This is a genomic window from Aquimarina sp. RZ0, from assembly GCF_008370685.1.
In the GTDB taxonomy this organism is placed as follows: domain Bacteria; phylum Bacteroidota; class Bacteroidia; order Flavobacteriales; family Flavobacteriaceae; genus Aquimarina.
In genome coordinates this window covers 66,281-80,295 of sequence record NZ_VTZU01000020.1, presented here as the reverse complement: position 1 = coordinate 80,295, position 14,015 = coordinate 66,281, and the positions used below count along the sequence as shown (strand labels likewise).

General features: G+C 31.5%; 4 protein-coding genes. All 4 read left to right on the top strand.

The window, feature by feature from the left end; genetic code table 11:
• Window positions 1-34 precede the first annotated feature (34 nt).
• The 4 genes from F0000_RS09485 (at window position 35) to F0000_RS09470 (ending at window position 14,012) form a co-directional block, all read left to right on the top strand.
• Window positions 35-307 (top strand): acyl carrier protein, encoded by a 273-nt coding sequence (locus F0000_RS09485; protein ID WP_149624480.1) that lies wholly within the window; start codon window positions 35-37, stop codon window positions 305-307.
• A gap of 54 nt (window positions 308-361) precedes the next feature.
• Window positions 362-1,579 (top strand): cupin-like domain-containing protein, encoded by a 1,218-nt coding sequence (locus tag F0000_RS09480; RefSeq protein ID WP_149624479.1) that lies wholly within the window; start codon window positions 362-364, stop codon window positions 1,577-1,579.
• Between the two features lie 11 nt (window positions 1,580-1,590).
• Window positions 1,591-1,980, top strand: coding sequence for a hypothetical protein (locus F0000_RS09475; RefSeq protein WP_149624478.1), 390 nt, complete (start codon window positions 1,591-1,593; stop codon window positions 1,978-1,980).
• A 281-nt stretch (window positions 1,981-2,261) separates the two neighbouring features.
• On the top strand, window positions 2,262-14,012 hold the full coding sequence (locus F0000_RS09470) for an SDR family NAD(P)-dependent oxidoreductase (protein WP_149624477.1): 11,751 nt from the start codon (window positions 2,262-2,264) through the stop codon (window positions 14,010-14,012).
• Window positions 14,013-14,015: the final 3 nt, after the last annotated feature.

The window sequence follows — 14,015 nt, the reverse complement described above, 5'->3', positions numbered from 1 at the left end:
AAACAAATTAACTATTTAAAACAAAACGATCAAAATGAATGAATTAGATGAACAATTGAAAGATTTTTTAATTGAAAAATCCTCTGAAATTTTAAAAATTAATGAAGAAGAGGTTGAATGGGAAGCAGATTTAGATGAATATGGTTTTGAATCTATGAAGATAAACAAACTATGTCTTGATCTGAACAAAGCATTTGGGATTGAAATAAGACCAGCTATATTTTTAGAATATACTTCTTTATCTGAATTTGGAGATTATCTTAAAAAAACATTTTATCAGAAAGTAGAAAGTGTATTACTTACCTAAGGAATTGATGTAGGTTGGAATGTATTATTAATTAATTTAAATGAAATAGTTGAAATGAAAAACGAATTATATATAGATGCATTTGAATATAATGATGATCAAAAAAGAATTTTAGAAAATGCAAAATATCTGTATTTAGATAATGCAGAAATGATTGAGCATTATTCATATGTTAATATGAGGCATCAATTAAGCTCCACAAACTATGCTCTAGAGGCGGAGAAAGAATTTATTATGAAAAAGTTTAATAAATTCAAAAATACAAGTAAAGATTTTGACAATCTGGATTATAAGAACTCGTATATAAAAATTAAAGCATTATATCCAGAGGAAATTAGTGATAAAAAAATTGTAGAACTACTTTGTGATACTTGTGCAGCTCCTGTTGTGATTAAAGGACTTATGAAAGATACCAAGGCTGTTAAAAATTGGGATCACCAGTTTTTTATCAAAAATTATGGAGATGTAGAAATTTACGGTATGGATTATTCTAAAAATGAAGCTACCGAAAAAAATCTTGGCTTTGGTGATGCAGCAAAAAAAATAAATGCTAAATATATTTTAGAAAATCAACTGGATCCAAGATCAAAAGAAACTTTTTATATTAACAATTCAGTTGATTTTTTTGCAGCACATCCATCATTACTAAATGATGTTGAAACTACTAAAATAAATGAAAAAATAAAGGATTTGGTTACTCCATTGTATCCACATCTATTTATAGGAAATTTAAAGACCTGGGGGACTGATTGGCATCTTAATAATGATATAAGCGCTACAGTAGCAATAGAGGGAACAAAGCGTTGGTTTTTTATGGATCCGCTTCATGCCTATTCTCTTCAGCTTATTCCTACTCCACACAGTCCTGTGGCCATGTTATCGTCGTCTTTTGTAGGTGGGTCCACAAGTATACGATACGATTTAGATTATCATTTTTTACATAATCCTGTTTATGCCTATGCTCCAAAGTTTTATTATGATCAGGAACCTGGTGATGTTATTATTTTTCCAAAGTGGTGGCCTCACGCGATTATTAATCAATCTGAATTGTCAATAATGGTTAATCAAAGATATACCGAAGTTAACCTAGCAGAGAACAAGAAGTCATTCAAAACGGCAATTAGAATGCCTCTTTATGAGGGAATTCTGAGATCAGATCCAAGGTATAGAGATCATAGCTTTGAAGTGTATCAATCTTTACAAAAAGAAGAAATCATTTCTCCCGAAGTTTACTTTAAACAACAAAAACAATTAGACAAAATTAATAGTTAATTATACTGGTTATGAAAAATAAAGAATATTTATTGAATATGGGTTTTTTCTATTGTACAGTTATTCCTGATGAAGGAAAATGCTATTCATTAAATGTAGAAAATTCTAAACATGCAGATATACAAAAGTTTATAAATAATGAAGTTGTGGATTATTCAAAGTATGAACTTGTTATGTTACCCTATGATGAAAAGGAAAATTGGACAAGCTATTTGGAATCAAAAAATCCAGTTACATACCATTCAGTAGAGCATTTAAGTCAAGAACAATTTATTGAACGACTCATATTAAAAAAACATGCAGATGGTATTCTGGTGGCAGTTAAAGATTTTGAAAAACAAAAAGTTAAGGTATATAAAAAAAACCTCCCTTTAAATCATGAAGAGACTATAGAAAATTAGTCTATACAAATTTATAAGCCTTCTAGTACTATCTATCCGTACTTTAAAATTCAATTACAATAGGCATTAATTATTACCATTATAAAATTAGACACCATCATCTTTTAGATCGAATCTTGATCAAAATATGATAACACTCTATTTCCCCTCAGAATATATAGTTTTTGCTGTTACAAACAAATTTCCTGTTAACGCTTGATCTCGATCAAAAAGTTAAACTCTATAAATAACAAGAAAATAGCTTTACAATTTAATTAGTAAAGAATATTAATACGCTGGTTATGTCAAAAAAAGAAACTAAGAAAAGTGAATTTAATTTATCTGTAAAAATTGATAATAATGAAAAATTAACTAGTAAATCAATTGCACTTATAGGTATGTCAGGATTTTTTCCAGAGTCAGATTCTATTCAGGATTTCTGTGAAAAGTTAGGTAATCAACAAAAACTTATCAAAGAAATTCCTGATGATCATGATCCGGAAGAATCTATTAAGTCAAAAAAAGGAGCATTTGTGAAAAACCTAAGAGGTTTTGATGCAAAATTATTTAATATTAATAATACAGAGGCAAAATATATTTCTCCTCAGCAGCGCTTACTATTAATGGCTGTATGGCATCTGTTTGAAGATGCCTGTATTTTACCATCTTCTCTCAATGATAAAAGGGTTGCTGTTATTATAGGAAAAGAAATAAATCCATATTCTGAATATCTAAATAAAGCCCCTGTAACGGCATATACAAACATAGGAATGTTTGAAGCTTTCTTAGCCAATCGTATTTCTAATTACTTTAATTTTAATGGTCCTAGTTATTGTATTGACACCTCGTGTTCTAGCGGATTAACAGCTCTTCATCAAGCTAAAAAAATGCTGAGGAATAACGAGGTGGATTATGCTGTTGTAGCAGGTGTAAACTTGATTTATGGAAAAGAGTGGACTAAATCATTTTATTCTGGAACAGAATCTATGGGTTTGATGACTACAGAAAAAGATAATAGGCCATTTCAAGAGAAAGCATCTGGATTTACTTCGGCAGAGGGAGTTGTTAGTTTATTATTGAAAAGAAGTGATGAGGCTAAAATAGACAAAGATAATATACACGCTCTAATTTTGGGTTCGGAGTCAAATCATGTGGGAGGAATAGGTAATATTACATTTCCTGACGCGAATCAACAAAGCAAGGCTATAATATCAGCATATAATGATGCAGAGGTCCCCATAGAAACTATCACTCATATTGAAGCACATGCCTCTTCGTCTATACTAGCAGATTCACAGGAGGTAAAAGCTTTTAAACTATCAGAGAAATATTTTGGTATAGACCTGAAGAACGAACTAATACATCCTTGTAAAATCAGTACTTTAAAACCTAATATAGGTCATATGCATTCTGCATCCGGGCTAGCATCTTTAGTTCGATTAGTTTATTCTTTTAAAGAACAAAAGAAATTAGGGATAAATGGTTTTGCAGGTCTGAGCAATGAAATTAAACTAGATAATACACGCTATTATATCACTGATAAAACAGAAGAATGGAAGCGGATTACAAATCAAAACCAGTTAGAAATACCAAGAAGAGGGGCAATAAATAGTTATGGTGGCGGTGGAAACAATGTCCATGTGATTCTGGAAGAATATGTACACAATGCAAAAGAAACTGTTAATGATAAAAGAAGCGAAGAGGTTTTCTTTTTAGCACTATCCTGTATAGAAGAAAATCAGTTTTTAAAGTATGCTAAAAACATTAAAAACTTTCTTGAAAAGAATAGTAAATCTGATGAACAACAATTGGAGCAGATATATATAAATAGCCGAAAAGGATTGAATCAACGAATAGTTTTTCGATATAAAACCATAAAAAATTTAATCGAAAAACTAAATAAATACATTGATTCAGAGGGCCAAAGAGGATATTACTTAAAAGGTAATAGCAAAGAGGAAACAATATTAAACGAGATGTTTCTAAAAAATGAAAAAGTAGTAAAGTTCATACAAGGCCTAAATAGCAAAGAAGATAAATCATTTTTATTCGATTTGTGGGTTAAAGGCTATGATAAACCTATTAAAGAATATTATAAATCAAGCCCTATTACTAAATCTTCTTTTCCTGGTTATCCTTTTAAATATGATAAATATTGGTTAGAAATATATAACCAGAATCAAAAATCTGACTTTAATATTAATTATAATACTAAGTTACTAGCCAATTTACCAAAACATCATTATCAAAAAAACACTAGTGAGATTAGATGTACAACATTTTTTTCAGGAGAAGAGCCTTTTATAAAAGATCACGTTATAAACGGGAAAAAGGTTTTACCTGGAGTGGCCTATCTAGAAATAGTGATCTTGGCCTTGTCAAATACCAAAGTTCTGAATGATAATAATCAATTAATCTTTGAAAACATCACTTGGTTGAATCCGTTTACAATAGATAATGGATCCAAGCAATTAGAAACTATTATCACAAAACAGCAACAAAATAACTATCATTTTGAAGTTTTAAGTACAAAAAGAGACGACATACCTGATTTGCGCCATAATCAAGGTTTAATCAAGATTGTTGAATCTAATATCATAGTGCCCAAACATGACCTGTTAGCATTGAAAAACACCATTAAAGAGGTGAATTTTACTCAAAATGAAATTTATGATTTGCTAAGGTCCTTAGGGTTTTATTATGGTACCTCTCTTCAAAATCTTCAGTATATAAAATGTAATAAAAATCGGGTTATAGGACAAGTTGATGTTTCTAAATTGAATATTTTAAATAAGCCTGGCCTCGTATTGCCTCCATATATTTTGGATGCAGTACTTCATGCTTTGGTTGTATTAGATTATGTTTCGGGTGAAAATCGAATGATGTTGCCTTTTTCTTTGGATCAGATGGTTTTACTAAAACCTTTATCAGAAAATATTCAGATTGTGGCCGGTTACGAAAAAAATGATAGTTCTTCCGCAAAAATGACACGGCTTTATTGTGATTTATGTAGTCCAGATGGCGAAGTATTGATCCAATTGAAAGGGTTTATCAGATTTCCATATGAAGAAAAAGAAATAATAAAAAAATCTAAAGAGAGTCTAAATACTATAGATGAGGAAAAATCTGTTCATAGTACTAATAAAAGCGATCTAAAAAATAATAAACTTATAAAGCAGAATTTAGACGTTACTTCCAATCCCAGCATAACAAAACGTCAAACTCTTTCACTGTTTGAAATAGAAGAAACGATAAAAAATGAGCTCGTAAAACTATTGGGTACGGACCAAATAGAATACCAAAGTAAGTTTACAGATTTAGGAATTGATTCTATGGCAGGAGTTGAAATGGTAAGAATCATTAATGAACATTATGGTTTATCCTTATCTCCTATTAAAACTTATGATTATCCTACTATAAATAGCTTTGCCAAATATGTTAATGAAGAATTACAAAAAAGTAATTCAATTTTAAACACAGCTTCTCATTCAACAAAATTAGATTCGAATTATAAAACAGAGAGTAAAGAAGATCATAATCAAATACATAGTTCTAAAAATAGCATAGAAGAGGTTGTAAATCAGAACACTAACATATTTGAAATTGAGGAAGTACTAAAGAAAGAACTGGTTCAATTAGTAGGAACTAAAGGAGATACCATAGAACTCGAAACCAAATTTACAGATATGGGGTTAGATTCTATGGGAGGTGTCGAATTGGTTAGACTGATTAATCAATATTATAATTTATCAATATCAGCGATTAAAACATACGATTACCCAAATAGTAAACTTTTTGCAGAATATATCCATAGCGAACTTTTAAAAAGTAATACAATTATAGGTAAAAAGAAAAAGTTGACGTCTCCCTCTTCGGTCAGTATGAATAAGATGGTAAAATCTAGCTATGATAAAGATAGAGAGAATGTTATGGGTAATGAGAATCAGGATCTAATTATTAAAAAGAGACCAATAGATGATATTCTTGTAAGCAAAAAGGGTTTTCTTTTATTACGAGAATCTGATAGGAATACAATTGAAAACTGCCCAGTAAAACCTAATGATTTAGGGAATAAACTGTTTCAAAAACGCTATGGGTGTAAATGGAGCTACTATGTAGGAGGAATGTATAGAGGTATTGCTTCAGAAGAGCTTGTTGTTAAATGTGGAAACTCAGATATATTAGGTATCCTAGGATATATGCGATTGCCTTTTGACGAAGTTGATCAAATATTGGGGACTTTACGTACAAAGTTAGCAAACAAAACTTATGGGATTGGTTTTTCACCATCATCCTTTACTGGTGATTCTACCGCAATAGATATGAAATTCATAGATCTCTATATAAAACATGAAGTCCCAGTATTAGAATTAGCAACACACATTGATGTAAGTAAAGAAATTGTGTATGCTAGATGTAAAGGATTAAGAAAATCTGGAGAAAAAATTATACGCCCCAGATTATTATTGGGAAAATTGTCTCGTTTGGAACTTGCAGAAAAATTTATGAGCCCTGCTCCTTATGATATTTTGGTAAGTTTAATCAATGAAGGGTTAATATCTGAAGAAGAAGCTGAGATTGCAAAAAAAATACCTTTATGTGATGATATTGTTTTTGAAGGAAGCTCTGCCGGATATACTGATCAACAACCAGTTTTGATATCCTTACCGTCATTTATTTCTCTTAGAAATTCTATGATGATTAAATATGGATACACTGATCAGATATTAATTGGATATGGAGGAGGCTTGGGTACACCATCGGCAATTGCGGCAACCTTTATGATGGGAGCAGATTTTGTTTTAACTGGGTCGATAAATCAATGTACTGTTGAGAGTGGAATGAGTAGTCCAGCCAAAAAATTATTAGAAAATGCTAACATCTATGATTTTGATTTGACTCCACATGGATATGCATTAAAATATGGATTCAAAATTCAAGCATTAAATAAAGGAACAAAGTTCGTTAGTAATTCTAAATACCTAGGAGATATCTGGAATAGGTATGATTCTCTAGAAAGTATACCCGAAACAATTATAAAACAAATTGAGAAAATTTTTGGTCGAACATTAGATGAAGTTTGGGACTTAGTCATTGAGCATAAGAAAAAAACTAATCCAGATCAAATAAATGAAGCGCATAAGGATCCAAAATTAAAAATGACATTAGTATTTATCTGGTATTATGCATTTACACAAAAAGTAACCCTAACTGGAGACGAAAATTATATTGATCATTACCAAATTCACTCAGGACCTGCAATGGGTGCATTCAATCAATTTGTCAAAGGAACCGAATACGAAAATTGGCAAAATAGGCATGTGAATGAAATAGCTGAATTATTAATGAATTATACCTGTCCTATCTTTTATGAAAGCCGATTAGATAATTCGATTTATAGTAATCAAGAAAAAGAGATAAATACTTATCAAAAAAAAACCTTTTCCAAAGAAAAAATAGCTAACAAGAGAATAGTAACGAACCACGAAGTTGCAGTAATCGGAGTAGCCGGAAAGTTCCCTAAAGCTAGTAACGTTTTAGAGTTTTGGGAGAATATTAAAAACAGCAAGGACTGTGTTGATAAAGTGCCACCTTCTCGATGGAATCAGGTAGATGAGAATAAAAGTGAGTCTTTTTCAGATACTTGGTTAGGTGTTTTGGATGATATTGACAAATTTGATCCATTATTTTTTAATATTTCTCCTAGAGCTGCAGAGTGGATGGACCCTCAACAAAGGCTGTTTTTAGAAACAAGTTGGCATTGTTTTGAAGATGCTGGCTATACACCTAATAAATTAGTAAATAATAAATGTGGTGTTTTTGTTGGATCTATTCAAGGAGGATATGGTCAAAAAAATATGCAACAAAACCCATCTTCGGATTCATTACAAGGAGGTTCTCAGTCAATATTAAGTGCAAGGATTGCTTATTTCCTGAATTTAGTAGGTCCCTGTATGACCATTGATACAGCCTGTTCTTCATCTTTAGTGGCATTATCCGAAGCTTGTAATAGCCTCATATTAGGGCAAAGTGATATGGCATTGTGTGGAGGGGTATATATTGAAGATGGAGCTGAATCATATCGAATGTATTCCGATTCAAATATGCTTTCTAAAGAAGGACGATGTTTTACATTCGATCAACGTGCAAATGGTTTTGTAGCAGGAGAAGGTGTTGGATGTGTATTGCTCAAACGTTTAGAAGATGCCGAAAAAGATGGAGATACAATACTTGGCATAGTAAAAGGATGGGGGGTTAACCAGGATGGAGCCACTAATGGCATTACTGCTCCTAGTATGAATTCTCAAAAAAGATTGCAAACAGAAGTTTACAATACATACAATATCAACCCTGAAAACATTCAACTAGTTGAAGCTCACGGTACCGGGACAGCACTTGGTGACCCAATTGAAGTTACAGCACTTACAGAATCTTTTAGGTCATTTACGAGAAAAGAAAACTACTGTGCATTAGGATCGGTTAAAAGTAACATTGGTCATCTGGCAGCAGCAGCAGGAATATCTGGATTTATAAAATTGTTAATGGCATTAAAATATGCAAAACTCCCGCCAACAAATAATTTCGAAAAATTAAATTCCAATATTAAATTAGAAAATAGCCCTTTTTACATCAGTAGAGAATTACGAGATTGGTATGTCGAAAAAAATCAATTAAGATGTGCAGCTATAAATTCATTTGGATTCAGCGGAACAAATGCACACGCTGTGTTGGAAGAGTATCGTAATAAAAAACCGGTAAACAATAATAATGGTATTCCAAAAAACCTTGCTTCTACTTTTGTTTTATCAGCTAAAAATAAAAGTAGACTAAAAAACTACTCCAAAAATATTATTAAATATCTGAGACAAAATGAAACTATTGATATAGCAAGTTTTTGTTACACTTTTCAAGTTGGAAGAGAAGCCATGAATTATCGATTTGGATGCGTTTTTAAAACCAAAGAAGAGTTAATCAAAAATTTGGAAAGTTTTTTATTAGATAAAACGGACACCAACTTTTATTATAATAAATTAAAGAATAACGGAGATATATCAATAAATGATATAAACAAAACAGAAAATCTTACAAACAGTTTAATTGATGAAGAAAACTGGCATAAAATATTGGAACTATGGGTAAATGGGATTGAGATCAATTGGGAAAGTCTATACAAACCAAATAAAATACAAATTCTGTCTGGTTTACCAACATATCCTTTTGCTAAAGAAAGTTATTGGATTTCCAATCCAAATAATACCGGATTAACAATTTCAAAAGATAAACTTCATCCGTTAGTACACACCAATATTTCAAATTATAAAGGTCAACGCTTTACAAGTAATTTCATAGGAAAAGAATCTTTTTTACAAGATCATAAAGTAAGGGATGAAAAAATTCTTCCTGGAGTTGCTTACTTGGAATTAGCGAGAGAAGCTGGAGCAGTCTATTTAGAAAACGAGATCACCCAAATAAAAAACGTAACTTGGTTAAAACCAGTTAGGGTTAATGGTAAATCAGAGCAAGTTAAAATTGATTTGTTTGATAATAACCAAACTATAGAATATGAAATTTATAGTTCTATTGAAAATAAAAAAACTGTTCATAGCCGGGGAAAACTTATAACACTAAAACATCCTACTCCTGCATCTCTTGATGTATCCAAAATTCAGAATCGTTTATTAAATAGTAAAACAAAAAAAGAATGCTATGAAATATTTAAAAATTTAGGGTTGGACTATGGAAAAACTTTTCAGGGGATAGAAAGACTTTACTATAATGAAGAAGAATCCCTAAGTGAGATTAAACTCCCTGAAAATGAAAACTATGTTTTACAGCCTGGTATTTTAGATAGTGCACTGCAAACTTGTATTGGTTTAAGCTTTTCAACATCAACAGGAGAAAATTTGAGCCTACCTTTTAGTGTTCGAGAAGTTACAATTTATGGAGATGTTAGCAAAACTAGATGGGCATACGTAAGAAAAAATGGTGCCCACAAAGCCGAAAAAAAGATAAGTACTTATTCTGTTATTCTGTTATCTGATGAGGGTAAATGTCTATTAGAATTCAAAGATTTTATGACATTACCATTAGATGGATTTCAGAATCAAACCAATATTTCGCTCATAGAAAATGAAGCAAGTCAAGAAAATGCAAAACTTCATTTATTTAGTAGTGAATGGAAAGAACAAAAATTAATAAATCAATTAGAAAGCAAGGTAGTAGATCAAGTAGTATTGTTAGCAGGAATCTCACCTTTTACAGCAGAAAAGTTGAATGACCTTTTAAAGGGACAAAAAGTAATCGCCATTAATGAAACCAATGAAATTCAATATTTCAATGCTGTTCTGGAAATTATACAATCAAAATTAAAAGGGAAAAACAAAGTAAATATACTGATTGTATACAATAATGATAATCTTATTAATTATGGTTTTGCTAGTGGATTATTAAAAACCGCACACGTCGAAAACCCAAAACTTACAGGTAAAACTTTGGGGGTAAGCAATGTTTTAGTTCAGGAACCGGAAAACCTTGCAAACATAATTGAAAAAGAACAATTCGATATCGAAAATGAAGTTTCTTATGTTAATGAATATCGAAAAGTACGTAGGGTATCAAGTTTATCTGTAGCCAGTCAGGATGCACAAAGTGATTTGTTTATTAAAGATGGAGGGGTATACCTTATTACAGGTGGAGCGGGAGGATTAGGAAAGATCTTCGCAAATTATATATCAAAAATAAATAATACTCGACTTATTTTAACAGGAAGAAGTGCTTGCAATATCGATGAAGTAGAATTAGAGTCTTTAAACGCAGTATATTATAGTTGTGATGTAGTAAACGAAGAATCTGTAGAAAATCTTATCAAAAGAATTATAACAACCTATGGTAAGTTGGATGGAATTATTCATAGTGCCGGTGTAATTAGAGATAGTTTCTTATTGAAAAAAAGTAAAGAAGAGTCTAGATTAGTTCTTTCTCCAAAAATATTGGGAGCTAAAAATCTTGACCGGGTCACTAAAGATATAGAGTTGGATTTTATGATATACTTCAGTAGTATGTCTGGAGTTATGGGAAACATTGGTCAAGGAGATTACGCAAGTGCAAACGCCTGGTTGGATAATTATGCCCATTACAGAGAGAAACTAAGAAAGAAAAATAAAAGAAGTGGACATAGCCTGAGTATTAATTGGCCATTGTGGAAAGATGGTGGCATGCAAATAGATGAAGAAAGCGAAAAATATATGGAACAAAAGTGGGGTATAAAAGCCTTACCAAGTTTTATGGGAACGCAAGCATTAGAGGTTCTTTTAAAACAATCAATATTACAAGGTATAGTAGCTTATGGAAATAAAAAAGTGTTGTCAAATCTATTTAACACAGATTTTGTAGATATAGAGCCTAATAAAAAATCAACACCTGAAATAATTCAATCCCCTACAATTATATTAAGTCAAATTGAAGAGCAATTAATTTCCATAGTAAGTGATTTATTAAAACTGAAGAAAGAACATATTGAGTTGGATGTTGATTTTGCAGAATATGGAATCGATTCGATCATCATGATGAAAATTCTGAACGTTATCGAAGAATCTTTTGATATTACTGCAGAACCTACGGCAATTGTTAATTATCCGACAATATCTGAGTTGGCAGGTTATTTACAGAGTGAGATAGGAGATAACCACTCTTGGATAGAAAATGAAGATCCTATTAATACAAGAAATCAATTTCCCTCTCCTTCAAGTGATCAGGAAAATAAGAAAGATTTTAATGATCTAACAAGAACCAGAACCAGTAAAATTGCTATTATCGGAATGAGTTGTCATTTACCGGGATCTGAAAATTTAGAGCAATACTGGGATAATTTAAAAGCTGGAAAAGATTTGATATCTGATATTCCATTAAATAGATGGAATGCTTTGGATTACTATTCAGCGGAAGGAGGATTAAACAAAACATATACAACCAAAGGAGGATTTATAAAAAATGCTGGAATATTTGATGCTGATTATTTTAATATTAGCGATGATGACGCAATAAGTATGGATCCTCAACAACGAATTGTATTGGATTTAAGCAGATCACTACTAGCACACTCTGGTTACACAAAAGAAGAATTAAGTAATACCAATACAAGTGTATTTATAGGCGCAAAAGATAATACATATATAAAGAACAATTATCATTTACTACCGGAAGGGGCATATCAACACACGATAGTTAATAATATCAGTAATATGATTGCTGCTAGAATATCTGATTTCTATAATTTAAAAGGAACTAGCCAGATTATCGACACTGCTTGTTCGAGCTCTCTAGTTGCTATTCATCAAGGGTGCGAAAATATTCTTCAAGGGCGTACAGATATGGTAATTGCAGGAGGTATTTCTATTATGGTGGATGCTTTTCCTCATATTGGTTTTAGCCAAGCAGAAGTCCTAAGTAGAGATGGTAAAAGTTACGTGTTTGATGAAAGAGCACAAGGTTTTGTTATGGGTGAAGGAGGAGGATTGGTTCTTTTAAAATCATACGAACAAGCAAAAATTGATGGAGATCATATTTATGGAATAATTGTTGGCTCATCAGTAAACAATGATGGAAAGACTATGGGACTTACAGTGCCAAACAAGGAAGGACAGAAAAATGTAATCAGACAAGCTTTTGAAAAAACCTCAGTTCTTCCTAAGGACATTACATACTATGAAGCCCACGGTACAGGAACTTTATTAGGAGACCCAATAGAAGTCAAAGCTGCAACCGAAGTATATCAATCATTAGAAAAAGGAACAAACAAAAAGCAATATTGTGCTATTGGTTCTGTAAAGAGCAATATAGGACATACAATGACCGCCGCAGGTATTAGTGGATTGATAAAGATTTTACTTCAATTACAGCATCAGACCTTGGTACCTACATTACATTGCGAAAGACCACATCAGAGATTTAAGTTTGAAGAGAGTCCATTTTATCCAAATACAGAATTAAAGCAATGGGCCATTGATCTATCTAGCAAACGAAACGCTGCAATTAGTAGTTTCGGGTTTGGGGGTACAAACTGTCATATGATTATACAAGAAGCCACAAACGAACAGAAAGTCAATCGTCAACCTTTGCCTGTAGAGTATATATCTAATAATTATTATTGGCTGGGAGAAGAAATAGTAAAAAATTATAATCAAGTAGGTAAAGAAAAAAGAATTGATAATCAAATATTAACTGAGCGTCTTTATAAATATGATGAACCCATAATGAAAGATCATTTAATTTTTGGAAATCAAGTACTGATGGGGGTTGCGCATTTAGCTTTAAGTATTAACGCAGTATGGAATGAGTTTTCAAATTCTGATTTTAAGTTAGAAAAAGTACTTTTTTCTAATCCATTGATACTTAATAAAGGAGAAGAAGCATTACAAGAGTATTTATTTAAACCTAATGAACAAAAAATAGAAGTTCATTATAGAAAAGAGGAAATAAAAACCATTGCAGCACGATCGGTAATATCTAATCATGATTTTAGACATCAAAAAATTGACTTAAAATCAATACATCAAAAAGTCGAAAAAAAGATTAAAGGGATTGAATACTATAACTTTCCAAATCAAGACTGTTATGGGATAACAACACAAACGGTTGAAGATTTATGGTACTTAAATGATGGAACCATCTTGTCTAAACTTAAATTAAATTCAAAATATCATAACAACCAAAATGATTTTTTAATACATCCTGCAATTTTTGATGGTGCCCACGTTTCTGCTACTTTAAGTTTGGACAGAAACATCGAGAAAAGTGTAAAAAACCATCGCCCTCCACTCATGATTAAGCGAGTAAAGGTGTCAGAAGAAATAGGAACTTATAGCAGTCCTATATATTATACGCTAGTCACTCCAAAACAGATAAATGATCAAATAGCCGAATTTGACATTGAATTATATACAGATCAATTCAAATTGATTTTAGTACTCGAAGGATTTACTACCAAATCCATACCATCCGAAGAAAGCCTATTCAAAGCTATGAATAGAAAGACAGAAGTTGTCAAAAATTAATAC

What these genes read in the sequence shown, in the direction of transcription:
- F0000_RS09485 (WP_149624480.1), top strand. Translation starts at nt 35, where the DNA reads ATGAATGAATTAGATGAACAATTGAAAGATTTTTTAATTGAAAAATCC.
- F0000_RS09480 (WP_149624479.1), top strand. Translation starts at nt 362, where the DNA reads ATGAAAAACGAATTATATATAGATGCATTTGAATATAATGATGATCAA.
- F0000_RS09475 (WP_149624478.1), top strand. Translation starts at nt 1,591, where the DNA reads ATGAAAAATAAAGAATATTTATTGAATATGGGTTTTTTCTATTGTACA.
- F0000_RS09470 (WP_149624477.1), top strand. Translation starts at nt 2,262, where the DNA reads ATGTCAAAAAAAGAAACTAAGAAAAGTGAATTTAATTTATCTGTAAAA.